This is a genomic window from Eggerthella timonensis, from assembly GCF_900184265.1.
In the GTDB taxonomy this organism is placed as follows: domain Bacteria; phylum Actinomycetota; class Coriobacteriia; order Coriobacteriales; family Eggerthellaceae; genus Eggerthella; species Eggerthella timonensis.
The window spans coordinates 1,622,077-1,648,396 of record NZ_FXXA01000002.1; the positions used below are offsets into that span (position 1 = coordinate 1,622,077).

The 26,320-nt window shown below is 66.0% G+C and carries 26 protein-coding genes and 1 riboswitch; of the genes, 8 read left to right on the forward strand and 18 right to left on the reverse strand.

Going from position 1 to position 26,320, the window contains the following annotated elements; all coding sequences use genetic code 11:
• Positions 1-12: 12 nt before the first annotated feature.
• From C1A15_RS06695 to C1A15_RS06710, 4 genes are all read right to left on the reverse strand, one after another.
• The gene (locus C1A15_RS06695; RefSeq protein ID WP_245864955.1) at positions 13-183 is read right to left on the reverse strand and encodes a hypothetical protein; all 171 of its coding nucleotides are present in this window, start codon (positions 181-183) and stop codon (positions 13-15) included.
• A gap of 62 nt (positions 184-245) precedes the next feature.
• On the reverse strand, positions 246-1,370 hold the full coding sequence (locus C1A15_RS06700; RefSeq protein WP_101721831.1) for a PDDEXK family nuclease: 1,125 nt from the start codon (positions 1,368-1,370) through the stop codon (positions 246-248).
• Between the two features lie 488 nt (positions 1,371-1,858).
• On the reverse strand, positions 1,859-3,400 hold the full coding sequence (locus C1A15_RS06705; RefSeq protein WP_101721832.1) for a YfcC family protein: 1,542 nt from the start codon (positions 3,398-3,400) through the stop codon (positions 1,859-1,861).
• Complete coding sequence (locus tag C1A15_RS06710) at positions 3,397-4,614, reverse strand: M20 metallopeptidase family protein (protein ID WP_101721833.1); 1,218 nt, start codon at positions 4,612-4,614, stop codon at positions 3,397-3,399. Before C1A15_RS06710 ends, C1A15_RS06705 begins: the two co-directional genes overlap by 4 nt.
• Positions 4,615-4,820: 206 nt before the next feature.
• Here C1A15_RS06710 and C1A15_RS06715 point away from each other — a divergent pair, with 206 nt between their 5' ends.
• On the forward strand, positions 4,821-6,311 hold the full coding sequence (locus C1A15_RS06715; RefSeq protein WP_101721834.1) for a response regulator transcription factor: 1,491 nt from the start codon (positions 4,821-4,823) through the stop codon (positions 6,309-6,311).
• Between the two features lie 94 nt (positions 6,312-6,405).
• Positions 6,406-6,729 carry a DUF1292 domain-containing protein gene (locus C1A15_RS06720; protein ID WP_101721835.1) on the forward strand — a complete coding sequence of 108 codons (324 nt, stop codon included), beginning with the start codon at positions 6,406-6,408 and terminating at the stop codon, positions 6,727-6,729.
• 22 nt (positions 6,730-6,751) lie between these two features.
• Here the strand turns inward: C1A15_RS06720 and C1A15_RS06725 are convergent, their stop codons facing one another.
• Entirely contained in the window at positions 6,752-6,946 is a 195-nt protein-coding gene (locus tag C1A15_RS06725; RefSeq protein ID WP_101721836.1) for a hypothetical protein, read from the reverse strand.
• Positions 6,947-7,081: 135 nt separating this feature from the next.
• Here C1A15_RS06725 and C1A15_RS06730 point away from each other — a divergent pair, with 135 nt between their 5' ends.
• Entirely contained in the window at positions 7,082-7,300 is a 219-nt protein-coding gene (locus tag C1A15_RS06730) for a helix-turn-helix domain-containing protein (protein ID WP_101721837.1), read from the forward strand.
• A gap of 10 nt (positions 7,301-7,310) precedes the next feature.
• On the opposite strand, the gene C1A15_RS06735 is transcribed toward C1A15_RS06730, so the two are convergent.
• From C1A15_RS06735 to C1A15_RS06755, 5 genes are read right to left on the reverse strand one after another with little or no spacing between them, the layout of a single operon-like run.
• Positions 7,311-7,724, reverse strand: coding sequence for a pyridoxamine 5'-phosphate oxidase family protein (locus tag C1A15_RS06735; RefSeq protein ID WP_101721838.1), 414 nt, complete (start codon positions 7,722-7,724; stop codon positions 7,311-7,313).
• 42 nt (positions 7,725-7,766) lie between these two features.
• Complete coding sequence (locus C1A15_RS06740) at positions 7,767-8,561, reverse strand: energy-coupling factor transporter transmembrane component T family protein (RefSeq protein WP_101721839.1); 795 nt, start codon at positions 8,559-8,561, stop codon at positions 7,767-7,769.
• Positions 8,554-9,531, reverse strand: a complete 978-nt coding sequence (locus C1A15_RS06745) for an energy-coupling factor transporter ATPase (protein WP_101721840.1) — start codon at positions 9,529-9,531, stop codon at positions 8,554-8,556. Before C1A15_RS06745 ends, C1A15_RS06740 begins: the two co-directional genes overlap by 8 nt.
• Positions 9,507-10,328: an energy-coupling factor transporter ATPase gene (locus C1A15_RS06750; protein WP_101721841.1), complete on the reverse strand. Its 822-nt coding sequence runs from the start codon at positions 10,326-10,328 to the stop codon at positions 9,507-9,509. The genes C1A15_RS06745 and C1A15_RS06750 overlap by 25 nt, the downstream gene beginning before the upstream one ends.
• Positions 10,329-10,332: 4 nt before the next feature.
• Positions 10,333-10,938, reverse strand: a complete 606-nt coding sequence (locus tag C1A15_RS06755) for an ECF transporter S component (protein WP_101721842.1) — start codon at positions 10,936-10,938, stop codon at positions 10,333-10,335.
• A gap of 137 nt (positions 10,939-11,075) precedes the next feature.
• A riboswitch (FMN riboswitch) is annotated at positions 11,076-11,251 on the reverse strand.
• Between the two features lie 225 nt (positions 11,252-11,476).
• Here C1A15_RS06755 and C1A15_RS06760 point away from each other — a divergent pair.
• A complete protein-coding gene (locus C1A15_RS06760; RefSeq protein ID WP_101721843.1) occupies positions 11,477-11,974 on the forward strand; it encodes an L-2-amino-thiazoline-4-carboxylic acid hydrolase in 498 nt (165 codons plus the stop codon).
• Positions 11,975-12,120: 146 nt separating this feature from the next.
• Here C1A15_RS06760 and C1A15_RS06765 read toward each other — a convergent pair whose 3' ends face one another.
• Entirely contained in the window at positions 12,121-12,444 is a 324-nt protein-coding gene (locus tag C1A15_RS06765) for a helix-turn-helix transcriptional regulator (protein WP_101721844.1), read from the reverse strand.
• Entirely contained in the window at positions 12,434-12,880 is a 447-nt protein-coding gene (locus tag C1A15_RS06770) for a hypothetical protein (RefSeq protein WP_146001818.1), read from the reverse strand. Before C1A15_RS06770 ends, C1A15_RS06765 begins: the two co-directional genes overlap by 11 nt.
• A gap of 104 nt (positions 12,881-12,984) precedes the next feature.
• Between C1A15_RS06770 and C1A15_RS06775 the strand changes: the two genes are divergently transcribed.
• Entirely contained in the window at positions 12,985-13,275 is a 291-nt protein-coding gene (locus C1A15_RS06775) for a hypothetical protein (RefSeq protein ID WP_101721846.1), read from the forward strand.
• Positions 13,276-13,359: 84 nt separating this feature from the next.
• Positions 13,360-14,808, forward strand: a complete 1,449-nt coding sequence (locus C1A15_RS06780) for an alanine/glycine:cation symporter family protein (protein ID WP_101721847.1) — start codon at positions 13,360-13,362, stop codon at positions 14,806-14,808.
• Between the two features lie 330 nt (positions 14,809-15,138).
• On the opposite strand, the gene C1A15_RS06785 is transcribed toward C1A15_RS06780, so the two are convergent.
• The 4 genes from C1A15_RS06785 to C1A15_RS06800 all read right to left on the reverse strand — a co-directional run bounded on the left by C1A15_RS06785 (position 15,139) and on the right by C1A15_RS06800 (position 19,539).
• Positions 15,139-15,828 (reverse strand): hypothetical protein, encoded by a 690-nt coding sequence (locus C1A15_RS06785; protein ID WP_101721848.1) that lies wholly within the window; start codon positions 15,826-15,828, stop codon positions 15,139-15,141.
• Positions 15,829-15,856: 28 nt separating this feature from the next.
• Positions 15,857-16,375: a cytochrome c3 family protein gene (locus C1A15_RS06790; RefSeq protein WP_101721849.1), complete on the reverse strand. Its 519-nt coding sequence runs from the start codon at positions 16,373-16,375 to the stop codon at positions 15,857-15,859.
• Between the two features lie 67 nt (positions 16,376-16,442).
• Positions 16,443-18,728, reverse strand: coding sequence for a molybdopterin-containing oxidoreductase family protein (locus C1A15_RS06795; protein ID WP_101721850.1), 2,286 nt, complete (start codon positions 18,726-18,728; stop codon positions 16,443-16,445).
• 16 nt (positions 18,729-18,744) lie between these two features.
• Positions 18,745-19,539: a 4Fe-4S dicluster domain-containing protein gene (locus tag C1A15_RS06800; RefSeq protein ID WP_101721851.1), complete on the reverse strand. Its 795-nt coding sequence runs from the start codon at positions 19,537-19,539 to the stop codon at positions 18,745-18,747.
• 235 nt (positions 19,540-19,774) lie between these two features.
• On the opposite strand from C1A15_RS06800, the gene C1A15_RS06805 reads away from it, so the two are divergent.
• Positions 19,775-21,250, forward strand: coding sequence for a helix-turn-helix transcriptional regulator (locus C1A15_RS06805; RefSeq protein ID WP_101721852.1), 1,476 nt, complete (start codon positions 19,775-19,777; stop codon positions 21,248-21,250).
• Between the two features lie 47 nt (positions 21,251-21,297).
• Here the strand turns inward: C1A15_RS06805 and C1A15_RS06810 are convergent, their stop codons facing one another.
• Entirely contained in the window at positions 21,298-22,005 is a 708-nt protein-coding gene (locus tag C1A15_RS06810; RefSeq protein WP_101721853.1) for a response regulator transcription factor, read from the reverse strand.
• A complete protein-coding gene (locus C1A15_RS06815; RefSeq protein ID WP_245864956.1) occupies positions 21,980-23,674 on the reverse strand; it encodes an ATP-binding protein in 1,695 nt (564 codons plus the stop codon). The genes C1A15_RS06810 and C1A15_RS06815 overlap by 26 nt, the downstream gene beginning before the upstream one ends.
• A 282-nt stretch (positions 23,675-23,956) precedes the next feature.
• Here C1A15_RS06815 and C1A15_RS06820 point away from each other — a divergent pair, with 282 nt between their 5' ends.
• Complete coding sequence (locus C1A15_RS06820; protein ID WP_101721855.1) at positions 23,957-26,320, forward strand: molybdopterin-containing oxidoreductase family protein; 2,364 nt, start codon at positions 23,957-23,959, stop codon at positions 26,318-26,320.

Consider the following 26,320-nt stretch of genomic DNA (forward strand, 5'->3'; position numbering starts at 1 on the left):
GGCGGTGCGGGGCTACTTGCCGGCGACAGCGCGTCCCACCACGTAGCCCTGCGTGTGGCAGCGGCCGAGGGAGAGGCCGGGCACCGTCATGGGGTAGTCGGGGCTGCCGAAGAAGTTGCCGACGCAGTTGCCGATAGAGTACAGGCCCTCGATGGGCGCCCCGTCCTTGTCGAGCACCTGCATGTCGGCTATCGAGCCCGGCCGGCTGGAAGGCCTCGAGCGTCCGCGCGCGTCGCACGGCGTTTTCAGCGTCCTTCGGCCGAGGCCGCCAGCTTGCGCGGTTTCGACCAGCTCGCCTCCAGGTCCTTCGCGGTGACCAGCGAGCGGAGCAGGCGTTCTCGCACGCCGGGATTCGGCTCGCGCTCGCTCCTCGCGCGCACGTGCAGCGCCCGTCTGAGCTGGCGGGCTATCCGGTCGAGCTTTCCCGGGTTCATGACCTGCTCGCGCGTGGCCGTGATCGTGGTTATGCCGAGGCCGGTCACCTCGTTTCGCCGCTGCGCGTCTTCGGCGATGCGCTCGGGGCCCGTGTGCTCCAGATCGCTGTCGTATTCGACGGCGATCTTCGCCTGGGGCCAATAGAGGTCGCAGAGGTAGTAGCTTTTCCCGTCGGCGGCCCGCTCGTGCCGCGGGGCATCGATGCGGAAATTCAGGTACGGAAGCGGAAGCCCGTAACCGCCCAGGCGGAGGGGGAGGCACAGGACGATGGCGAGCGCCGTCTCCATGGGGGAGCCGGACGCGTTGCCGACGTAGCGCAACGCTTGGCGGGCGGTTGCGACTCCGCGCATTCCCGTGCAGGTGCGCAGGTAGGCATCGATGGCCCGAGCGGTGGTCGGGGGAAGGGGCCGTCCGTAGCTCGCCGTGCCGTCCGGTTGCAGCGTGTACAGGGCGCATAGCTCGAATCCCAGCTTCACGAGGTGGGGAAAGGGGAGGCGGGTTGCCATGTGCAGGAAGCACAATTCGGGCGAGCACAGAAGCAAGCCGTCGTCGACGCGCACAAAGGAGCCGCTTGGCAGCGCATTCGCGTTCACGTGGCATGCGAGATGCTTGAGGGCGTTGGCCGAGCGCTTGTCGGGCACGATCGCGTGCAGCGGATCGGAGGCGAACGCGAGCCGCTCTTCTCGAAGCGCTCGGATTTCGCACGCTCGCGGCTTGAACCGCTCGCATCCGCGCGCTTCGGCACTGCCGAAGGCCAGCGCTTCGCCGTAGACGACGCCCAGGCGATCCATCGCGAGCATGCTGGCAACACGCTCGACGTCAAGCGCGCCGGCAGGACGATGCCGCTTGGCGATCGAGGGCCCAGCGAGCGCCGCATCGAACCTTCCCGAGCGCCAACATTCCGCCGCCGTGGTGTGCGAAAGGAACAACGTCATCGAAAGGCCCCTTCCCCCGAATCTGCAGCCGGGTAAGCGCCCGCTGAAAGGACTCCATTGTACTATGATCGAACAGGTCATGGACAAAAACGCGAGTATTCGCTAGATTTTGCGGGCATTTCGATGGGTGGAAAAACGGGCAGTTGCATCGTGCCTGGTAGATGGCTTGTGCATTCGGTTAGTTTCAAATGAGGATAGAGAAAACTCCGCTTTTTGTCCACCTCTGCCGCGTCTGCGGGGGAATAGGGAAGGGCTCGCGCGCGGGTGCTTGCGAGAGCAAGCTCTACAGCAGTGCGGCGGTGAACATGGTGCGTCGGAGGAGCTTGCGGGCGGGTGGGCGATCGCACGAGTCCTCCTTTCCCAAACGCAAGAGAACGCGAGCCCAAGTCGGGGCTCGCGTTCTCGCAAGGACGGGTCGGCGCCGTGCGAAGGAGGACGCGGCGGCGCTGGCGGGAGGGCGAAACCGCTGGCATCGCCCTCCCGGCGGGCTACATGATGAGCATGGCTGCGGTCAGCACCACCACGAGCACGATGCCGGTGACCACGATCACCTTCATCACCCACTTGAGCATCGTTGCGTACTGCACCTTCGCCAGCGCGAGGCCGGCCAGCACGGCGCCGTTCAGCGGCGTGATGATGGCCACCAGGCCGTGGGCGGCCACGTAGATCATGACCATGACCTCGGCCGAGAAGCCCAAACCGCTGGTCAGCGGGCCCATGATGGGCATCGCCAGCGTGGCCATGCCGGAGCTCGAGGGGATGGCGAACGACAGCACGAAGTAGAACAGGAACGTGGCGGGCGCGAAGATGAAGGCGGGCACGCCCGACAGCGCGTTCGCGGCGTTCGTGAGGATGAACGTGTCGAGCTGCGTCTCGCCCATGATGACGGCGACGGAGCGCGCCAGCGCGATGACGAGCGCGACGCTCACCATCTCGGCGCAGCCGCCGAGGAACGTCTTCACGATGTCTTTGCCCGCGAAGCGCGCGAAGATGCCGATGACGATGGCCATGAGCAAAAACCACGCCGTGGCCTCGTTGAAGTACCACATGCCCAGCGGCACGCCGGTCAGAAACGCGCTCCAGGCGCCCGCCGGGTCGTCGACCGATCCGCCGGCCATGAAGAAGTCGATGCCGAAGTTCTGCCACGGCACGAAGCCGACGATCATGACGACGAACGTGAGCGCGAACAGCACGAGCACGACCTTCTGCTTGCCGGAGAGGACGGCCGAGAACGCCGGGTTCTCCGCATCCTCCTCCATCTGGCCGTACTCCTTCTCGGACTCCTCCTGCTCCTGCAGCGACAGGAACGTGGAGCCCTTGTCGGCCTTGACCTTCTTGGCGTATCGCATGACGAAGAAGATGGAGATGGCCTCGGCGATGACGAACAGCACGAGGCCGAAGCCGATGATGACGCCCTGGTCGACGGCGATGCCCATGTCGGTGAGGGCGGCGGTGGCCACGCCGACGGAGAACGGGTTCACCGTGGAGCCGATGCAGCCCGCGCCCGCGCCCAGCAGCACGACGAGCGCGCCGGTGAGCGTGTCGAAGCCCGCGGCGTACATGGTGGCGGCCAGCAGGATGTAGAACGGTACCGTCTCCTCCATCATGCCGTACGTGGAGCCGCAGATGCCGAACAGCAGCATGAGGATGGGGATGAGCACCAGCTCGTGGCCCTTGAGCGCGCGCACGAGCGTGGCGACGCCGGTGTCGAGCGCCCCGGTCTTGTTCACCATGGCCAAGAAGCCGCCCAGCACGAGCACGAACACGCACACCTGCATGGCGCTCGAGAAGCCGAGCACCGGGGAGGTCAGGACGTCGGCGAACGACGCTCCCGTGACCTCGCTCGTGAACAGCGACATGACCACGGTGACGAGCGCCACGCCGATGAGGCACGCCACGAGGATGATGAAGGAGTCCGGCGCGCCTTTCTTCTTCTTGCGGCGCTTCTTGCCGCCGGGCTCGGGCGCCCCGGCCCTGTCGGCGGTCGCGGTTTCGGCGGCTTCCGTCGCCAGCTTCTCGTTCTCGCTCATCGCTCGTTCTCCTTGTCGTCGCGCGCGCGGGCTTCCAGCCAGCGCAAGGCCATCGTTGCGGTCATCGCCGCGCCTTCGACGAACACGCTCTCGTCGAACACCACGCGGGAGTTGTGCACGGGGTAGCGCACCCCTTCGTCCTCTGAGCCGGTTCCCATGACGAAGTAGGTGGTGGGCACGACCTGCGAGATGACGCTCATGTCGTCGGAGCCCGAGATGGGCTTGTCGAGGATGGTGACGGGGCGGCCGGTGAGATCCTCCACGTAGCCGATCAGCTCGCTCGTGAGCGCAGGGTCGTTGTGCACGCTCGGCACGCCGCGGAGGAACCGCACGTCGACGCTCCCGCCGAAGCCTTCCGCGATGCCGCGGCACATCTCCTCCATGCGCTGTTTCAGGTGCGCGCGGGTGCCTTCGTCGATGGTGCGCAGGGTGCCCAGCAGGTGCACATCGTCGGGGACGATGTTGGCCGCCGTGCCGCCGTTGACGGCGCCGAACGTGATGACCGCCTGGTCGTTCGGGTCGAGCTCGCGCGCGATGAGGTTCTGCGCGCCGAAGAAGATGTGGCAGGCGATGTTGAACGGGTCCACCAGCTGGTGCGGGCGCGAGCCGTGTCCGCCTTTGCCGTGCACGACGATGTCGATGTCGTCGATGGACGAGAAGCCGGTGCCCGGTCGCGTGGCGATCTCGCCCAGGCGGTAGTCGAACGGCATGAGGTGGATGGCCGTGGCGGCGTCGACGTGCGGGTTCTCCAGCACGCCCGCGTTGATCATGGCCTCGTTGCCGCAGATCTCGTCGGGCGCGCAGCCCTCCTCATCGGGCTGGAACATGAGCTTCACGCAGCCGGGCAGCTCGGCCTCGCGGCCTTTCAGGATGCGGGCGGCGCCCAGCAGCATGGCGGTATGCGTGTCGTGCCCGCAGGCATGCATGTAGTCGGTCTGGGAGGCGAAGGGCAGCCCCGTCTCCTCGCGCAAAGGCAGCGCGTCCATGTCGGCGCGCAGCATGAAGCAGCGGCCTGCCGACGGGTCGCCGATGGTGGCCACGAGGCCGCCCGGCACGATCTCTTCCGGTTCGAGACCGATTTCCCGCAGACGCTCGGCCACGTAGGCCGTCGTTTGAGGGAGGTCGAACCCGATCTCGGGATGCTCGTGCAGCCAGCGTCGGTCGGCGACGATGTCGTCCTCCAGCGCTCTCGCTTCTTCCAGGATGGTGGTCATGCAGGATGCCTCCTTCGCTTGGTCGATCGGAATTCCCTTGGGCGTACGAAAAGGAGAATCCCGACCGGTGCGCCTGCGCCCGCTTCGGGGGCGCCTTACGAGCGGTACAATACGGAGGCGAGGCGGGGGTGATCGTCACCCTGCTGGCGTTACGCGAGGGCGAACGGTATATTTTCTACGGTGAACGGTAGTGAAACGGGGATGAAATGCACCATGCGGAACAGGCCGCCGAAGGGCGGGAAGCGGGCGCCGAGCCGTTCGATCCCGCCGCGACGCACGAGAAGCTGATCGACGCGCGCAGCCTCGTGGCCGTCTGCGCCCTGTCGCTGTCCACGTTCGTGCAGAACGGCTACGTCTACCCGCCCTTCGGCGACGCCGTGCCATGGGGGCTCGCGCTGTGCGGCCTTCTGTACGGCGCGGCGTTCGGCCTGTGGGCGCTCGCGGCCCGTCGCCTGAGCGCGCCGCTGCCGGTGAGGCCTGCGACCGCAGGCGCGCTGGCGGCTCTCGTCGCGGGCTGCGCGCTGTGGGTGGCGGGCTCTCAAAGCGGCTACGCGGGCGGGCTCGCGCTCGCAGGGGCCGCGCTGCTGTCGTGCGGGCGCACGTGGGCCGTCATCGTGGCGGGGCTGTCGCTCACGCGCCTGCGCCCGCGCGGGGTGCTCGTCACCATGGCCGGAGGCGTGTGCCTCTCCTACGCCGTCTACCTCGCGCTCGACCCGTTGCTGGCCTCCTTCGCCCCGATCGCGTCGGTCGTCTACGCGCTTTTGCCGGCGGCGGCCCTCGTCTCGGTGGCCGGGTCGGTGGCGCGGCTGCGCGACGCGCTGCCGGACGGGGTGGTGCCCAGCGAGCTGGCGCTGACGAACCCGGGCTCGTTCCCCGGACCGTTCAACCGCCTGTTCGTGTGCATCTTCCTGTTCGAGGTGGCGTTCGGCCTGTCCATCACGTTCGATGCGGGCCCGACGGACTGGTGGCAAAGCGCTGTGTGCGGAGCAGCGCTGCTGGCGTTGGCCGTCTGGTGCGCCCGCACGCAGCGCGCATCGCGCGAGGACGCGCTGTTCCACGTATCGGGGCTGCTCGTGGTGTTCGGCTTCTTCGTGTCGGCGGCGCAGACGGCGCTGCTCGGGGCGGCGGCCCTCGGCGCGCTCACGGTGGGGGCCCAGATGTTCAGCGTGCTCACCTGGGCGACGCTCGCCATCATCGCGGCGCGCAATCCTTCGGGCGGCATCACGGCGCTCGGCCAGGGCTTCTGCGCGTCGAACCTGGGCGCCACGCTGGGCGTGGTGCTGGCCGGGATGCCGGTTGCGACCGACGCGCAGAGCGCCGATGTGCGCTTGCTGCTGCTCGCGCTCGTGGCGGCCGCGTTCGTGGGCTACGTGTGGATCGGCCTCAAGGACTTCAGCTTCTCGGCGGCCATCCGCGGCGTGAAGCCGGTGGAGGAGGTGGAGGCGCCCGCCGCACCCGAGGCGGCCATCGACACGCGCTGCGCGCACCTGGCATCCGTCCATGGGCTCACCGAGCGCGAAGGGGAGGTGTTCGCGCTGCTGGCGCGCGGACGCAACGGCGCGTTCATCCAGGAGGAGTGCCGCGTGACGCGCAACACCGCCAAGACCCACATCCGCCGCATCTACCAGAAGCTCGGCGTGCACACGCAGCAGGAGCTCATCGACCTCGTTGAAAGCGGACGCGACTTCATCGTCTAACGCTTGTCTGTCGTTGCCGCCGCGCGCCCGCGCGCCGGGCGGCGCTTGTGGTACCCTAACGCCAACGATCATGATGAAGGTAAGGAGATCCGCGATGCGCGAAGGAAGCGCCCCGAATTTTTGCCCGCCAACCGAGGAGGGCATCACCCTCGTGTTCGAGGACGAGGCTGGCGAGCGGACGGAACTCGAATTCCTCGGCCTCATCCTGCACAACGACCGCAGCTACGGGTTCTTCTTCCCCATAACAGAGGACGAGCCCGTGGGCTCGTCCGGCGAGGTCGTGCTGCTTGAGGTGACCGAGCTCGACGAAGACGGCCAGCCTGCGGCCTTCGAGTTCGTCGACGATGAAGCGGTGGCGGCCGAGGTCTACGAGGACTTCCGCACCGCTACGAAGGACCTGTACGATTTCTCCTCGTAATCGCCCAGGCTCCGTCCGCGCGCTAGCGGCCGAGCGGGTCCCAGCCCGTCGGGGGCTTGACCCGCTCGGATTGCGCGATGGCCGCCACGTACATGATCTCGTGGTTGATCGCCTGCTCCAGGCGGCACACCTCTTCCTCGGTCTCAGCGTATTCGAAAATGCGCGCCGCCGCGCGTCTGATCGTGTCCATCAACTCTTCGTACTCGGTTCCGCTCATGTGCGACCTCCGGCAATCTTGCCCTCAAGCAATGACCCTCTCGATAAACTCATAGTACAAACCTCTTGTTTTATTGACGGTCTGTAAACTATAGTTTACGACTTTTCATCCCGCCGGGACTAGCCTTTAACCGGCATGGAGAACACTTCACTAAAAACTCAGCTCGGAACCACTATCGCGAGGCTCCGCACGGAATTCGGCGTCTCGCAAGCTTCCTTTGCCCTTATGGTAGGCGTCAGCCGCAAATACCTCATCGATATCGAAAGCGGGAAAGCGAACCCTACGGTCGACATGCTCGAGCGCATCGCGGGCGGCTTGGATACCACCGTGGGACGGCTGTTCGAGGGTCTGTGAGCGCCCGCCTCTACAGCTCGACGGGATTCCAGCTGCCGTCGATATCGCACAGCCACGCTTCGGGATCGCGCACCGTGAAGAACGTGAGCGTGTCGTCGTTCGGCCCCTCGTAGCTCTCTCCGAGCCCGGTCATGTGCTCGTACCCCGCGCGGCGCACCTCGTCGTTCGCCCGATCCTCGAGAACCGCCTTACCCCGCATGATAACCCAGCCGCTGCCCGGTTTCCAGGCGGTCAATTCAAACTTAGGGTTGATTTCGAGCTCGCGGTACACGTCCTTCGTGGTGGCGGTGCAGAACCAGATCCGGCCGTCCTGCACGGCGGCGAAGCTGAAGGGGCGCACGTGCGGCTGGTCGCCCTCGCAGGTGGCCAGGTACCAGGCCGGGACGCTCGTCAGATAGTCGACGATGGTGTTCGTTCCGTTCATGGGCAATCCTTTCGGTTGGAGCAGGGCGTTTTCGAGATGGCCCTACCAGGGAATGAAGTTGGTGGCGATGACGCAGGCCAGCATGGCGACGATCGTGAGGGCACCGTTGCGATCGAGCGCGGTGTACGCCAGGGGGTGCAGGCGCGTGCGGCCGACGCCGCCGTGGTAGCAGCGGGCCTCCATGGCCGACGACAGCGTTTCCGCGTGGCGGAACGCGCTGGTGAACAGCGGCACCATGAGCGAGGCGAGCATGCGCAGCCGCCCTTTGGAGAACGTGGCGCCGCGGCTGATCTGCGCGCGGTACACGGTTTGCAGCTCGAAGGTGAACTGGGGCAGGAAGCGCAGGGCGATGCCCATCATCATGGACAGCTCGTGCGCCGGCACGCCGATGCGGCGGAAGGGGTGCAGCAGGTACTCGAACGCGTCGGTGATGTCGAGCGTGGCGGTGGTGAGGGTGAGCAGGCTCATGCCCAGCAGCAACAGCAGCAGGCGGCAGGCGATGAAGGCCGCCTGCTGCAGGCCCGCCTCGCTGATGCGGATGATCCACCACTCGAACAGCACGGTGCCGCCCTGCACGAAGAACACGTTGAGCAGGGCGGTGACCACCACGATGAACGCGAGCGGCGCGATGGACTTGAATGCCGAGCGGAGCGGGATGCCCGCCAGCTTGAAGAAGCCGAACACGAAGGCGGCGCACACCGCCAGCCCGAGATACGACTGCGCGACGAACACCACCGCCATGAGCGCGAGCGCCAGCAGCAGCTTCGCGCGCGCGTCCATGCGATGCAGCGGGCTCGTGCCCGGCCAGTAGCGTCCGATGACCGCGATGTCAGGCATGCGGGACCTCCGAGGCTCCTGCGGCTTCGCGATAGCCGCGCGCGAGCTCGTCCGCCAGCCCTTCGAGGTCGTACAGCTTGGCCGGCAACTCCACGCCCGCTTCGCGCAGCTCGTCGGCCAGCTTCTGGGGGGCCGGCACGTCCAGGCCGATGTCGCGCAGCTCGTCTCCGCGCGCGAACACCTCGGACGGCGAGCCGAACGCGAACTGCCGGCCCTCGTTGAGCACGAGCACGCGGTCGGACAGGCGGGCGAGGTCGTCCATGCTGTGCGACACCATGACCACGGTGAGGCCGCGCTCGTGCAGCTGGGCGATGAGGTCGAGGAACTCCTCGCGCGCCACCGGATCGAGGCCGGCCACCGGCTCGTCCAGCACGAGCACGCGCGGCTCCATGGCCAGCACGCCCGCGAACGCGACGCGGCGCTGCTGGCCTCCCGACAGCTCGAAGGGGCTCTTGTCGCCCAGCTCGGCGATGTCGAGGTGCACGCTTTCGAGCGCGGACGCCACGCGCCGCTCCACCTCGTCGGCGGAAAGCCCGAGGTTGCGGGGGCCGAACGCCACGTCCTCGCGCACGGTGGCGGCGAACAGCTGGTACTCGGGATACTGGAACACGAGCCCCACCTTGCCGCGGCAGCCCTGCGCCGCGCGCTTGTCCGACAGATCCTGTCCGTCCAGCAGCACGCGCCCTCGCGTGGGGCTCACCAGCCCGTTCATATGCTGGATGAGGGTGCTCTTGCCGCTGCCGGTGTGCCCGGCGATGCCGAGGAACTCGCCGTCGTTCAGCTCGAACGTGATGTCTCGCAGCGCCCAGACGGCGTCGGGATCGCCTCCCCAGACCGGTTTGCCGTGCTCGAGCGAGGGGGCGTCCTCGATCACGCCCGCCGCGCGGCGGCGCTTCACGCGCGACTTTCGCTTCTCTTGGCGAGCGGGGTCGGCGTACGAGTAGCTTACGCCTTCGAAAGCAATCGGCACAGCTCCTCCTTCAACGTGGTCGTCTCGATGTGCATGCCCACGGGCACGCCCCGCCGCTCGAGCTCGAGCGAAAGCTCGGCAGCGAAGGGCAGGTCCAGGTTGAGGCGTTCCAGCAGCTCGGCCTGCACGAGCACGTCCTGCGGCGCGCCGTCGCAGGCGACGCGGCCCTCTTCCAGCACGATGACGCGGTCGGCCTGCGCGGCCTCCTCCATGAAGTGCGTGATCATGATGACGGTCATCCCGCGGTCGTGCAGTTCGCGGCAGACGCGCATGAGGCCCTTGCGGCCGCGCGGGTCGAGCATGGCCGTGGCCTCGTCCAGGATGAGGATCGAGGGCTCCATGGCCAGCACCCCGGCGATTGCGACGCGCTGCTTCTGCCCGCCCGACAGCGCCGCGGTCTCCCGCTTGTCGAAACCCTGCAGCCCCACGTCCGCCAGCGCGTCGGCCACGCGCTGGCGCAGGTCGGCCGTGGGCACGCCCAGGTTCTCGGGGCCGAACGCCACGTCGTTCTCGATGAGGCTGGCCACCAGCTGGTCGTCGGGGTTCTGGAACACCATGCCCGCATGGCTGCGGATGAAGTAGGTGGACCGCTCGTCGCGCGTGTCGTGGTCGAGCACGGTGACGCTGCCCTCGTCGGGCACGAGCAGCGCATTGACGTGCTTGGCCAGCGTCGACTTGCCCGAGCCGTTTCCGCCGAGGACGCACACGAACTCGCCCGGGGCGATGCGCGCGTCCACGCCGTCGAGCACGAAGCGCTCGCCGTCGTACGTGAAGCCTGTTCCCTTGAACTCGATCATGCGGCTAGCGTCCCTTCACCTGCTTCTTCTTGGGCGTGATCAAATTGGAGATGCTCTTGTACACGATGAGCGTGAGCACCGCGTTGATGCCTGCCTTGATGAGGTTGAACGGCGTCAAGATGGGCAGGATCATGGCCACGACGGCGTCGAGCGGCACGCCCAGCCACATCGGCGTGATGACGAGGTTGCCCAGGATGGCCATGACGGTGGCGGCGATGGCGCTCAGCACGAGGCCGACGACGCCGCTTTTGAACGTGCGCGAGCGACGGTACACGAGCGCCGCGGGCAGGATGAAGCCCGTGACCACGAGGATGTTCATGACGGCTCCCGAGAAGTCGGCCATGAGGATGCCGTGGATGACGGCGCCCACGATGCCCACCGCGAGGCCGGCCGCCGGTCCGAAGGCGAAGCCGCACACCATGGCGGGCATGGCGGAGGCGTCGTACTTGAGCCAGGCGACGCCGGGCAGCAGCGGGAACTCCACGAAGGACAGCAGCACGCCGATCGCGCACATGAGGGCCATCGTCACGAGTTGGCGGGTGTCCCACTTGTTGGTGTTGGTGAATTCGTACGTATCTTGGGCGTTGGTGCCCGGTGCGTTGCCGGTCATGGCAACCCCTTTCTCTTGCAGGCCGTGACGTTCGGGTCACGTTTCCCGGCCTAAAGAGAAAACGAGCCCGTATGAATTCTTTCCATACAGGCTTCTTGGGGTCCGGGCCGACGCACGCGGGGCGTGGACGACGCGGATCTCTGCCTCTTCCATCCGGACTATACCGTTGGTTCCGGAATCGCACCGGAATCAGCCTGCAGGCGCGATCCCTATCGGGGACGCTCGCAGGGTCGCGGACTCCCGGCTCGCCCGGCTTGCAGCCGACGGCCGGATTACCGCCAGTGAGGAATTGCACCTCGCCCTGAAACAGAATCCATGCGCCGTATTGTAGCCGCCCTGTTGCCGCATGGCAACCATGGGGCTGTCGAACGGCGGACAATGCGCAGGTTTTGTGGGTTGGGCGGTGCTGCGTTGCGGGCGCTTCGAGGCGGATCGTATTCGCGAGCCGCTGGTCGCCGCCGTCGATGCGCGTGCTCGACGGTGCCCCGTTGCCGTATAATCGCAATAATGACAGAAGGCATGCAGGAAGGGGATCGCTATGGCAAGCAAGGTCGTCAACGAGCCGCGTATCAAGAACCCGCTCATCAAGGCCATTCGCGAGCTGTTGGAGCATCGCGCGCTGTGGCTGTACCTGCTTACCGACGAGGCGGCGCGCGCGGGCGCCGATCCGGCCGCGTTCGCGCCGGCGGCGGTGAAGCGCTGCGGGCTGTTCCAAGGTGCCGAGCTGGTTGCGAAGGGAGGCGGCACGAACAGCCTGAAGAGCCTCAAGAAGGGCCTGTTCGGCAAGCCGGCGCAGATGGTGTTCGAGATGGACGTCAAGGACGTCTCCGACGATCGCTTCGAGCTGGAGTTTCACTACTGCCCGCTCGTGAAGGCGTGGCAGAAGCAGGGCTGCTCCGACGAGGAGATATCCAACCTTTGCGATTGGGCCATGTGCGGCGACCGCGGCATCGGCGAAGCTTACGGCTGCGACCTCGACCTGCCCAAGACCATCGCTCGCGGCGACGACGTCTGCCACCTTATCTACCACCGCTAAAGGGAGACGTCGCCCGCGTCGGCGAACCGGAGCCCTCTCGGCGGGCGGCGGCGTGCAGCCGCGTCGGCGAACCGGAAGCTCCCTTCGACGGGCGGCTGCGTGCAGCGGGCGATCCGTAGGGGTCGCGTAGGCGGCGGCGCACGGCGTCAGCCCTGCGCGGAGAGGGGCTCGTCCTCCGAAGCCGCCTCAGGAGCGGGACGGGGAACGAAGCGGAACTCGAAGACGGCGTCGAGCGCCAGCTCGAACTTCGCAATGGTCTCCAGGGTCATGTTCGGCTGCATGTTCAGCAGGTTGGACACATGCGACTTCGAGATGCCCATGCGTCGCGCGAGCTCGGTTTTGGTGAGCCCCTTTTCCTGCATGAGATCGTAGACCATGACGCTGATGTCGAGCGCATGGTCGTACGCCCGCGTGCCGGGGGTGTGGAAGTCCCGCATGAAGGCGCGGTCGTCTCGTTCTTCAATTGCCATCGTTTTTCTCCTGTTCCAGCAGCTCGACAACGAGACGCTGCTGCCGGGTTGCGCTTGCGATGATGCTGGTCGGAATGCTGCCCGTTCCGCTATGCCCTTGGAACGGTCGAAGCATCACGATCGTTTCTACCACGTGAATGTGGGCTATGACCCGAGCGGGTCCAAAAAAGTTCTTGATTTCGTATAGTTCCGATGATATGCGTCGGACTTGTCTTGTTGCCGTAGCCCATCCGAGGCCGTTTTGCGTTATCTTCAGCACCGTCGAAATAAGCCGCTTTGCTTTCTCTTTGGATCGAGGATCGTCCAGCCAGTCGTCCAGAAACGAATTCTTTCCGCTTCCGTCCGACAGCACGTAATAGAACACCCCGTTCTCCAACCGGCGCCTTATGAGCCTCCTTCCGGATTCTCCCTGGTGTTCATTTTTAAGTGAACTCATAGTATCACGCCCTTTTCTCGAAGGCAAGCGGTGTTGTTGCACTATAATGCAATATGTATGATACCCTGTATTGCACGATAGTGCAATAATGGAAGGCGGACGTGATGGCTCGAGAAGACGGCGTGATCGATTGGAAGGCGTACGGGGTGCTGCTGAAGGCGGCGCGCTTGGCGAACGGGTTCACGCGGGGCAGCGCGCTCGCCGAGGCGGTGGAGGAGAAGACGGGGATGCGGATGTCGGAGCGCGCCGTCTATACACTCGAGGACGCGAGCCGCTCTCCCTCGGCCGACGTGTTCTTCGCCTTGCAGCAGGTGCTTCCCGAACTGCGCGATCCCGAGTACATGCGGCCGGCGTTCAAGAAAAGCGGCATCGAAGTGATGCTCGTCAGCTTTTGAATGCTGGCGCCGGGGGTAACCGTTTGTGGACGGGGAGCGTTGATTTTCCTGATCGGGCGAACTACGGGGTAGAATAGCGGAATTATGTTCGAACTACTCAACACCATCGACGCATTCGTATGGGGCCCCGCGATGATCGCGCTTCTGCTGGGCTCGCATCTGTTCTTCACCTTCAAGACGGGGTTCATCCAGCGCAAGCTGCCGCAAGCCATCAAGTTGTCGCTGACGAGCGACCCCGAGGGCAAGGGCGACATCAGCCACTTCGGCGCGCTGGCCACGGCGCTGGCCGCCACTATCGGCACCGGCTCTATCGTGGGCGTGGCCACGGCAATCCTCGCGGGCGGCCCGGGCGCGGTGTTCTGGATGTGGATCACCGGCGTGTTCGGCATCGCCACGAAGTACGCCGAGGTGTACGCGGCCGTGAAGTACCGCGTGCGCGACCACAACGGCGCCATGCTCGGCGGCGCCATGTACATCTGGGAGCGCGCGTTCAGGCGCAACGCCGAGGGCAAGCGCGATCCGAGCCCCGGAGGGCACACTCCCTGGTGGGCGAAGCTCGGCGCCGTGGCGTTCGCCGCGTTCGCCGCCATCGCGGCCATCGGAACCGGCTCGGCCGTGCAGGCGTCGGCCATGTCCGGCATCATCACCTCGAACGTCGACGTGCCCGCGTGGGTCGTCGGCGTGATCATCGTGGTGCTCGTGTCCGTGGTCATCTTCGGCGGCGTGCAGTCCATCTCGAAGGTGTGCGAGAAGCTCGTCCCCGTCATGGCCGTGGCCTATGCGCTCGGCTGCTTCGTCATCCTCGCGTTCAACTGGACGCTCGTGGGCGACGCGCTGGGGCTCATCCTGGAATGCGCGTTCACCTCGAAAGCCGCCTTCGGCGGCGCGGTGGGCTCGGGCATCATGATGGCGCTGCAGTTCGGCTGCGCGCGCGGCCTGTTCTCCAACGAGTCGGGCCTGGGCTCGGCTCCCATCGTTGCCTCGGCGGCCTCCACGCGCAATCCGGCGCAGCAGGCGCTCGTGGCGATGACCGGCACGTTCTGGTCCACCGTGGTCATCTGCGCGCTCACGGGCATCGTGCTCGTGTCCACGATGCTGGCGAACCCCGACATCGCGTCGTCCATCATGGCGAACCCCACCGTCTACTCCGGCGCGATGCTGGCCAGCGAGGCGTTCGCGAAGATCCCCTACATCGGCACGCCCATCCTCGTGCTCGGCATGGTGGCGTTCTCGTACACCACCATTTTGGGCTGGTCGTACTACGGCAACCGTTGCATCACGTACCTGTTCGGCCGCTACGCCATCCGTCCGTACCAGGTGATCTACGTGGCCGTGGCGTTCCTCGGCGCCATAGGTGTGGGCGACATCGTGTGGACGATCTCGGACATCGGCAACGCGCTCATGGCCATACCCAACATCATCGTCGTGCTGCTGCTCTCCGGCATGATCGCGCGCGAGACGCGCCATTACGTGTACGACGGCAATCTCGACGAGGCCGACGACGCGCCCATCCCGCAGCTGGAGAGCAAGTAGCGCCGCGACGCCCGGCGCTGCGCACGCCCGCTTTGCGCGGGGGCGGTTGCTGCGGGAGTCGGTTGCCCGCGAGGGTCGGTATCGGCCCTGCACGGGAATCGCGAAATTCTAAGCAATTATGACGTTTTGCGTACCCTGAAGGCCGAAATGGCTGAGGCGGGCAAAACTGACCTGGGGCGATGCTCGCCCCTTTTCCGCGGCCGGGAGCCGAAGGGCCGAAATCGTTCGCAAAACGAAAAAATTGCTTGCTTCGGGCGGATTTCCGTGCCCTACGGCGCAACCGACGGCGTGCCCGGCTCCAAGCGTGCTCGAAGCCGGGCACTCGAAGCTCTACGACGTCGCGGGCCGCGCCCGCTTCGCGCGCAGGTGCGTCGCCGCGCGCAGCGCAACGTAGACCAGCATGACCGCCGTGTACGCGGCGATGCTAAACGCCGCTTTCTGCCCGCTCGACGAGACGGTGGGTGCCAGCACCAGCACGAGGTGCGCGTACGTCAGCCCGAAGAACGCGTAAGCGGTTTTCTGCAGGCGCTTCCACGCGTCGGAGTTCATGCGGGTTTTCACCGCGTTGAACGACGTGACGGTGAGCGCCGCCAGCAACACGATGAGCAGGCTCGACACGACGAACGACGCGACCATGCCCGCCGACATCCCGGCAAACCCCGACAGGATGTCGGCCAAGTACGTGCCCAGGTAGTTCGCCACGTGCCCGATGGTCAGGATGGCGGCGATGATGGACAGCTCGCCGCGGATGGGCATGAGCATCTGGCGCGCCCTCGACCCTTCGGGCAGCGCTCCGATGTACATGACGAGCGCGAACAGGGCGAACCCGAGCAGGCAGCGCGTGAGGTACGGGTACACCGCGGCGGCGAACTCGCGCGAGACCCCGAACAGCACCCCCGACAGGAACAGCACGTCGACGGCAACGGCTACGATGTAGAACGACACGGCGTAGCGCTTGATCTGCTTGCGCAGCGCGCAGGCGAACAGCACGCTGATGACGATCGCCAGCAACACTTCCATGGGAACCTCCTTTCCAGCCTCTCGGCCGTTAGCGAACCACCCAGCCGGCGGGGACGTCGGCATCGCTGTGGCATTGCGCGCACTGCATGACCGACGCGGTGTGCGACTTATGGCATGTGCCGCACGCCAGTTCCTCGTGGTAGTTGCTGTGCGGGTTGTATTCCCGTTGCGCGGTGATCTGAGCCAGGCTGTCCTGCCCGATGCTGTGGCACGATCCGTTCATGCAAAACGCGTTGTCGAACTGCCGCTGCTCGAGCGGCAGCGCGTAGCCGCCCGCCACCCACGTCACGCCCTCGGCCAGCTGCTCGCTGAGCGTGGGCACGTGGCAGTCGAGGCAGCTGACGTCCGCCACGCGATGCGAGGCGGCCAGCAGCGTGGCATCGTCGGCGTAGTAGTCCTCGACGTACGGGTCCATGGGCGTGTGGCAGATGGCGTTGCAGAAGCTGGGCTGCTCGTGCCATACCCAGAACCCCGCGCCGGCTGCCACGACGACGACAGCCGCCACTCCGAGCGCGATGAGCCCCTTGGTTCTCTTCCGATCGTTCATGATTCCCTCCTTGACGCCCCGCCTGCGCGGCATACGCAACGTGGGCGGGGCGGTTTCCGTTGATTGGCTACTGGCTGACGAGGCGTCCCTTGCCGGTTGCCTCGACCTCGCACAGGCCGCACCTGAACGGCGGGAACCCGGTGATCGGGTCGAAGTCGCGCGTGGTCAGGAGGTTCACGTTCGCCTGGTGCCACCCGTGGAAGATGTCCACCATGCCGGCGTGCACGAGGTTCGTCACCTCTGCCTTCATCTCGATCTCGTTTTGGAAGTTGAACACCCGCACCACGTCGCCGTCGCCGATGTTGCGGTCGCGCGCGTTCTGAGGATGCAGGCGCACGACGGGCTCGGGCATGAACTGGTTGAGCCAGGGGATCTCGCGCAGTTTGGAGTGCGTGTAGTAGGGCAGGCGCGAGCCGGCGTTCAGAACGAGCGGGTAGCGCTTGTCTTCTTCGGTCGGCGTATAGGGCGAATGCACCGGTTCCTCGTACACGGGAAGCCCCTCGTAGCCGAAGCCCTTGAGGATCTCGGAGTCGAATTCCAGCTTGCCGGACGGCGTGTTGAAGCCGGGTTGCCCGTCCTTGCGCAGCTTGCCTGCGGCGTGCTTGCCCTCCTCGTTCGGCGAGCCGGGGATCTCCAACCCTTCGGGATTCGCGCGCAGGTCGTCGAGCGTGACGTCGAGGCCCGCCGTCTGCAGGATGTTGTCGAGGGCCGCTTCCACGTCGCCGCCGAAGCACTGCTCCTCGAAGCCCAGCTTGCATCCCAGATCGAGCATGATCTTCCAGTCCTCGCGCGCTTGCCCGGCGGGCTCGACGCACGGTTCGCGGAAGAACAGCTTGCGGCCGTAAGCGGCGAAGGGGGCCATGCGCTCGTGGCACATGGCGGCGGGCAGCAGGATGTCCACGTAGTCGTGGGTCCAGGGACGCTCGTAGTAGTCCACGGCGGCCACGAACTCCAGCTTGCCGAGGGCTTCCTGGTAGCGGTCCGATTCAGGCCAGATCATCACGTTGCTTGCCACGAGGATGGCGGCCTTGATCTTCCCCTCATCGATGTACTCGGGCAGCCGCGCCGTCTGGAAGTGCTTGGTGAACGACACCCAGGCGGGGAAGTCGTCCTTGTCCACGCGCTTATCGGCGAAGTTCTGCTCGGTGTAGACGTCCTCGGCGCGGAACTTGGCAGTGGAGGCGCTCACGTCGAGCGGCAGGCCGCCCGAGGCGAACATGACGCCGCCCTTCTTCTCGATCATGCCCATGAGGGCGGGGATCATGAACACGGCGCGCAGCGCATGGCCCACGTTGGAGGAGTGGGCGAGCCCCGCCGAGCTGGTGACCAGCGTGCTGGGCGCGTTGTCGGCCAGCAGGTGCACGGCCTCTTCCAGCTTGGCCGCTGGCACCCACGTTATTTCCTCGACCTTCTCGGGCGGGTACTGGGCGGCCAGGTCGGCGAGTCCTTCGTAGCCGTGCGTCCATTCGTCGACGAACTGCTTGTCCACGAGGTTGTCGCGGATGAGGATGTTGATGAATCCGAGGGCGAGCGCGCCGTCGGAACCGGGCCTCAGCTGGAGGTGCACGTCGGCGAGGCCCATGACCGTGGGCGTGATGCGCGGGTCGACGATGACGAACTTGCAGCCGCGCTCCTTCTGATCCATGAACTTCGCGTGACGGTTCGGCTGCGACCAAGCCGCATTGAGGCTCCAGATCATGCAGCTGCCCGTGGCGTCAGTAGGGTCGGATCCGGACGAGCTCTGCCCGCGGCCGTACACGAGCTGGGAGGTGATGTTCGTGGCCGTCGAGCACAGCGAGCTTTCGAGGCCGTACGTTGAGCTGCCGAACAGCGTGGCCACGCGCTGGATGGGCGGGCGCGGCTCCTTCGGGTCGCCGCAGTAGAACATCACGGCGTCGGGGCCGTCCTCCTCTTTGACGCGGTTGAATTCGCTCACGATTGCGTCGTAGGCTTCGTCCCAGGTGATGGGCTCCCACTGCGACTGCCCCGTGCCTTTGGGGTTCGTGCGGCGCAGCGGCGTTTGCAAGCGCTTGGGGTCGTAGAGCTCCTGGATGCTGGCGAGGCCCTTCGCGCACAGCGGCGTGGTGGGATGGGGCGTGCGCGATTCGACGCGCACGATCTTGCCGTCCTGCACGTAGGCGGTCATGCCGCACTTGGGCACCTGGTTGCACATGTCGCAGTACGTGTAGCGCTTCTCGACGGGGGCGTCGGGGTCCACCGTGCCCTCGGCGTGCGCGATGTCGAAGCTGAACGCGCTGGCAAGCGCTCCTCCGGCGGCCAGGGCGGACGCGCCCTTCACGAACGAACGGCGGCTGATTTCATGCTGCATCGCGGTTTCGTCAATCGTAGTCATGGGTGCACCCTCCTCCTTACTCGCTCTTCGTTTCGTCGGCTTTGGCCTGAGCTTTCGTCTTGTCCTTCGACTTCTTCACCCCGACGCCCACGCCCACGCCGACCGCGGCCACCGCGACGACGCCCACCGTTGCCGCGACGGGGTCGATGCCGGGCGCGGCTTTCGAGCTTTCGGCGTAGGCGCCGCTCGTGGCGGTGGGCAGCAGGCTCTCGTCCATGCCGTTCATGGGCACGTAATAGAACGACGTCTCATCAACGCGCACGGCATCGCCCTGGGCGATGCGCTTGCTCACGTCGCTTTCGGGGTCGTCGAGATCGCCGAAGAAGCGCGCGTGAGCCGGGCAGTTGAGCACGCAGGCGACGGGCAGCCCCTCTTCCGCGCGCTCGTGGCAGAAGATGCACTTCTCGACGACGCGCGAGCGTTGGACGCCGTACGCCTCGTAAGGCGCCTGAGCGTACTCGTCGAAGTAGTTGCCCTTTCCCTCGTTAAGCACGCGTGCGCCATACGGGCATGCCGACATGCAGTAGCCGCAGGTGATGCACGCGTCGTAATCCACGATCACCACGCCGTCGTCGAGCTTCTGGCTGGCGCCGGTTGGGCAGACCGATACGCATTCGGGGTTTTCGCAGTGCATGCAAGCGTGAGGAAGATAGGCGCGCCCCGCTTCGCCCGCAGCTTCGCCCCACTCCACCGTGTCGAGCTTCACCCAGGATACGCCCGGGCCCTGGTTGTTCTGCAACTGGCATGCCACGACGCATGCCCCGCATCCCGCGCAGCGCTTGAGGTCGATGAGCATTCCCCATTTCGTCATACCTGACTCCTCTCCTCGATGTCCCCGTGCCCCCGCCTCGAAGCGGCGCGGGCATTGCGAATACTCTGGCAAATCGCTGGGAAAAGGGGTATCGGAAGCGGAGGGTGAGCGTGCGAAACCGCATCGGTTGCGTTATATGATCTTTCGTTTGCGCAGGTGGCGACACGTTGTTCGGGTGCGTGCGCATGGGGTAGAATGGAGCGCGGAAGATCGTAGGGGATACGAGGGGGCTTCCATGGGGAATCGCACTGCTCTGAAGGACGCGTGGTCTAATACCGTCACGCGGGCCAACGTGACGCTTGCCGTGGGGTTCGGCTGCGCGGTGTCTATCTCGCCCACGCTGCTCACGGCTGCGACGCCGGACAACATGATGAACGCGCTCGTGAACAAGCCGCCGCATGGCGCCTGCATGCCCTCGCTCGTGGCGGCCGTGCTTGCGTGCCTGGTGATAGTGCTCGGCGGGCAGCGCCTGTTCGCGGCGCTCGAACGCACGGTCAAGCCGCTCTCGCTTGGCGTGGCCATGGCGCTTATGGGTGCGGTGCTCGTGCTGCCGCTTGCAACCCGGAACTCCGTGACGGTGACCGGGGACGTGGTCATCTCGGTAGCGGGAGCGCTCACCGTGCTGCTCTACCTGTTCTGGATGCAGCTGTTCGGCAGGCTGTCGGCGCAGAGCATGTTTCTCACGCTGTTCCTGTCGCAAGTGCTGACCTGCGCCATCAACGCCATCGTCTCGATCGCGAACATCTATACGGTCATAGCGACGTCCGTCGCGTTGCCGATCGTGTCGACGATCTGCTTGCGAGCGGGCCAGCGCGAGCATGCGGACGACCGATCGCCGGGTGAAGTTCGATCTCCCGTTTTGAGGGAGGGGCGCGGCACATCGACGTGGATGCTCGTTAAGTTGGCGGCTATCGTGTTCGCGTGGGGCGTGATCGACCATCTCTTCCGGAGCGAGTTCGATGCGTTCATGCGCACGCAGATGACGAGCACGCCCTTCGCGGTTGCCTACCATGCTGCGGCGTTCGTCGTCGTGGCGGCGGCCGTGGCGTTCGCCTACGCGCTGCTGGCGTACCGCGAGCGTTTTCAGTTCGGGCATCTGTACCGCATGATCTTCCTGATGGGCCTTGCCAGCATCCTGCTGCTGCCCATCGTGCTGGCCGGGCAGGCTGCCATCGTGGGCTACACGTGCAGCGTCATCATGTACCAGCTCGTGTTCCTGCTCATATGGGTCATTGCCGCGTCGGTGTTCCGCGATCGTTCGTCGTACGCGCCCGGGTTCTTCGGACTCGTGTACGGGTTCTGGTCGCTCGGATCCCTCGGCGGCGCGCTGTTCAGCTCGGTGTTCGTGCAGCATCTCACCATGGACAACGTGCATCTCATCGTGTTCGTGGCAGTGCTCGCGGTGGCGGTGGGCTACGCGGTCGTGTTCACCGAGGCCGATGCGAATGCGCTCGTGCAGATCGTGCCGTTCAAGCACAAGGCGCCTTTCAAGGCGAAGTGTCAAACGGTTGCGCGGGAATACCAGCTCTCGCCGCGGGAGACGGAGATCGCGATGCTCATCGCGCAGGGCCGCGACTCGGCGCACATCGAGAAGAAGCTGTTCCTGTCGCGCAGCACCGTGCAGACGCATCGCATGCACCTTTACCAGAAGCTCGGCATCCACAACCGCCAGGAGCTGCTCGACATCGTCGAGGCCGCCGACGCGGGGTAATGTCCCAAACAGGAACCGTCCCCGTTTGGGACATCCCGCGCCGCTTCCTACCCTTCGCGGCCTTCGGGCTCGAAGCGGTAGCCGATGCCCCAGACAGTCTGGATGACGCGCGGGTCGGACGGGTCGTCTTCCACCTTCTCGCGAAGCTTCTTGATGAACACGGTGATGCTCGACGTCTCGCCGACGAACTCCTTGCCCCAGGCCGCCTCCACGAGCTGCTCCTTCGACAGCACGAGGCCGGGGCTCGAGGCCAGCGCGAAGAATATCTTGAACTCCTTGGGCGTGAGCGACAGGCGCTCGCCGTCCTTCGTGACGCGGAACTGCCCGCGATCGAGCACGAAGCGCCCCGCGCGCAGGATGTCGCCGCGCGGCGCGACGGGCGCGGCCGCCATGCTCGCGCGGCGCAGGTGGGCCTCGATGTGCATGAGCAGCTCGCGCGGATCGAACGGCTTCACCATGTAATCGTCGCCGCCGGCCTGGAAGCCCACGCCCTTGTCCACGATGTCGCCCTTCGCGGAGAGGAAGATGACGGGGCAGGTGATGCCGCGCTCGCGCATGAGGCGGCAGGTGGTGAAGCCGTCCATCCGGGGCATCATCACGTCCATGATGACGAGGTCGGGCGCCTCCCGCTCGGCGGCGACGAGGCCCTCCGCGCCGTCTTCGGCGTAGGCGAACGCGTAGCCCGCGTCGGCAGCCATGCTGCCCACGAGGCGCGCGATGCTGTTCTCGTCATCGATCAGCAGGATCTTCTTCATCGTATTCCTCCGTTTCCACGGCAACGTAGGGGATGCGCACGGTGAACGTGCTGCCGAGCTTGCGGGCCGACGCCACCGACACGCTGCCCCCGTGCAGCTCGGTCAGCTCCTTCACCACGGCCAGGCCGAGGCCCGTGCCGCGGTAGCGGCGGTTGGGCGACTGGCCGGCCTGGCGGTAGCGTTCGAAGATGCCCTCCTGGTCGGCTTCGTCGATGCCCATGCCGTCGTCGGCGACGGACACGACGATGCAGGCGCCGTTGAACGTGGCGCGCACGTCCACGCGACCGCCGACGTGGGTATACTTGATGGCGTTGTCCACGAGGTTCTCGACGATGCGCCGCAGCTTCTCCCAGTCGGCCATCGACACGGGCACGTCGGCGTCGGTCTTCGCGGTCAGGGCGATGCCCTTGTTCTTCGCCACGGGCTCGAGCGACTTCCTGATGAACCCCAGCAGGTCCACGAAGTCGACCGGCTCCACCACCAGCTCGTTCTTGTGCGCCTCGGCTTTCGAGATGGTCAGGATGTTGTTCACCATGTTGAGCAGCAGCGTGGCGTTCGCCTCGATCTCCTCCACGGCGCTGCGCGTCTTGGCGTCGAGCGAGTCGATCCCGCGCAGGATGCGCGCGAACGCGAGGATGGACGTGAGCGGCGTGCGCAGCTCATGGCTCATGATGGCGAAGAACTCGTTTTTGTAGGCGGTCTCCTCGCTGAGGCGGTCGAGCGCCTTCTTGAGCTCGACCTTCTGGTACAGCAGCAGGTCGTTGAGCGCCGAGAGCTTGTCGGTTTGGCTGCGCACCTCGCTTTCGAGGTCGGTGTAGAGCCGTTCCAGCTGGCGGGCCATCTTGTCGAAATCGTCGGCGAACTCGGTGATCTCGTCGGGGCCGCACACGGTGCGCGCCTCAAGCTGGTAGGAGAAGTCGCCCGCGCCGATCTGCTTCGCGGCGCGCCCGAGCGCGTCGAGCGGGTGCAGCACGAGTTTGCTCACGGCGAAGTAGATGCCCACGCAGGCCAGCACGAGCACGAGCAGCACCATGAACACCTGCTGCAGCACGCTCGTGCGCATGCCGTCGGCGTAGATGTCCATGGGCTCGGTGATGGACACGGCACCGCCGATGTCGCCCACCTGCATGCCCTCCTTCTCGTAGCCGAACTGGTCGAGCTCGCCTGCGGGCTCGCCGTGGCATTCGAGGCACGTCTCGGTCACGTACAGCGGCTCGGCGTAGCGGAATACGCGCCGCCCCTCGGCGTCGTAGCCCACGTCGTAGTACGCCTCGAGGGCCGCATCGGCGCCGAAGGCCTCGAACGCCCGCTGCTCGAACTCGTCGGGCGCGTTCGCCGCCTGGCGCGGGGTGGGGCTCGTGTACTGGATCTTGTAGTCGGTGTTCATGGTGAACAGCGTGCTCACCGACTTGGCGGTGACCACGCACACGAGAGCCTTCGTGCGGAAGGCGCCGTCCTCGGTGCGGTTGATGGTGTTCTGGTTGATGTCGATGAAGTCCCACATCGCGTGCATCTCGTCGGCCAGCACCTCGGCTTTCTCGCGCGCCTCGTTCTCGGCCTGCCGCTGTTGGAGCTGGACGTTCCACAGCGCGTCGACGGCCATGAGGGCCACGATGAAGGCGCCGATGAACACCGCGAACTTGAAGCGGATACCTCGTTTGAACGTCATGGCGATTCCCCCTGAGACGTGCATCGACGGCGGGCCCCCTTGCCCGTCGTCCGGTACGCGCGACCGTGCTACCCTCGTAATTATCCGACAAACGCGGGCGCGCGCGGCGGAAAGTCGCGGATGGTAATACTTTTTTAATTTCTGGTAGGACTTTCTTAACGGAAAGTTCTTCCGCAGGATATTGAACCGATGCGCCCGCCTGGGGAAAATGGGGTCAGCGGAGGAACGGGGGAGCGAAGTTCCGCCGCTGTTCGGGAATCAAGACGAGGAGAGGAGCGCGAGATGAGGAAATCCGCGGATCAGGCATTGCCGTCGCTGTCGCGACGGACGTTCGTCGCGGCCGCCGCCACGACGGGCGCCGCCGCAGCGTTGGGGCTTTCCGGATGCAGCCCGAAGGCCGACACGGAGGCCGGCGCCGGCACCGATGCCGAGGGCGCGGCGCCGGACCCTTACGCCGACGCGCAGGTGTTCTATTCCACCTGTCCGCCCGAGTGCCAGCACCACAACCTGAAAGGCTACGTGGTGGACGGCAAGCTGGTGAAGGTGGAGTCGTCCGAGCTGAACGACTGCGCGGCCTGCGCGCGCGGCATCAGCCGCTCGCAGATGGTGAACGACCCCGACCGCCTGACCATGCCGCTTCTGCTGGACGGCGAGAAGGGCAGCGGCCAGTTCAAGGAGATCAGCTGGGACGAGGCTTATCAGCTCATCGAGCAGAAGTTCAACGATGCCATCGCCTCCGACGGCAACAAGTCCATCTGCTACGTCACCGGCTCCGGCAACTTCGGCGCCATGCACGGCCCGGTGGCCAACGCGTTCTTCGGGCACCTGGGCGGCGCGTCGACCACGGTGGGCTCGCTGTGCTGCGCGGGCACCACGGCGGCCATCGTGCCCATATACGGCAAGCGCTTCCTCGACTGCCGCAACCAGATCGAGAACAGCACCTACGTCGTGGTATGGGGCAACAACCCCGCCATCTCGAAGCAGGGCTATTTCCAGCGCTTCGAGCACGTGGTGGAGAACGGCGGCAAGCTCGTGGTGATCGACCCCGTCTACACGGAGTCGGCCGCCAAAGCCACCGACTGGCTGCAGCCCTGGCCCGGCACCGACGCGGCGCTCGGCCTGGCCATGCTCAAGGTCATCGTGGACGAGCGGCTCTACGACGAGGAGTTCCTGCTCGCGCACACGTGCGCGCCGTGCCTCGTGGACCGCGCGACGGGCGAGCCCGTGCTGAAGAACGCCGACGACCCCGCGTCGTTCGTCGTGTTCGACAAGAAGAGCGGCGAGGTGGTGCCGCACGACCAGAGCGGCATCGAGGCAGCGCTCACGCTGGACGGCACCGACGCGGCCGACGCCTACCAAACCGAGTTCGAACTGATCGTCGCCGAGACGTCCGCATGGAACCTCGCGGCGGCTGAGGAGGAGTGCGGCGTCCCGGCGGCCGACATCGAGCGCATCGCCAAGGAGTACGCGAGCGCCGAGCACGCGATGATCGTGCAGAACATGGGCGGCTTCATGCGCACCGAGAACGGCACGTACGCCACGGCCGTGGGCGCGTACCTGGCGGCGTTCTGCGGCCAGGTGGGGCACGTCGGCGACGGCGTGAGCGACGCGGGCGGCATGAACGAAGTGGCCACGGGCAATCCGATCGAGGTGCCGAAGGCCACCGAGGACGTGGCGGCCATCCCGCGCTTCACGTTCGGCGAGGCCGTCCTGAACGAGGATCCCGTGAAGGTGAACGTGCTGTGGTCGATGACCGGCAGCCCGATGACGCAGTGGCCCAATACGGGCATGGTGAAGAAGGCGCTCGAGAAGATCCCGTTCGTGGTCACGGTCGACCAGTACCTCACGCCGACGGCGTTGTACTCCGACCTCGTGCTGCCGTGCACCGGCATCTTCGAGACCGAAGGCGTGCTGGCCAACGCGCGCAGCCACTGGATCCAGCTCATGGAGAAGGCGGTGGACGGGCCGGGCGAGTCGAAGAGCGATCTCGAGATCTTCGCTGAGCTTGCCCGCCGCTTCGGCTTCGGCGACGCGTTCGACGTGCCCATGAAGGACCTCATCTCCAACGTGCTCGCGCCCACGGGCGTCACCTACGACGAGCTCGTGGAGAAGAAGGCCGTCGACGTAGTGGGCAAGGACTACATCCCCTACAAGGACGGCGTATTCTTCACCGCGTCGAAGAAAGCCGAGTTCTGGGTGGGCGCCTGGAAGAAGGAAGGCTTCAACCCCATCTGCAGCTACGCCCGAGCCGAGGAAGACGCGCGCAACGGCGATGAGCTGGCGGCGAAGTACCCGCTGTTCAGCGTGCAGCGCAAGACGTACCGCAGCGTGCACTCCACGTTCAACAACCTGGAGTGGATGGACGAGGTGTGCGATCAGCAGCCGGTCGTGCTGCTGAACGTGGCGGACGCCGAGGCGCGCGGCATCGCCGACGGGGATGCGGTGGTCGTGTTCAACGATCGCGGCGAGCATCGCGGCGTGGCCGAGGTGAACGACCGCATCAAGGCCGGCGTGGTGGGCTTGCAGAACGGCTGGTGGGAGCAGCAGGGCGGCTCGTCGAGCTACGTCACCAACGACAAGTGGAAGACGCTCGGTGGAACCCACTGCTGCAACCAGACCCTCGTCGACGTGAAGAAGGAGGCGTAA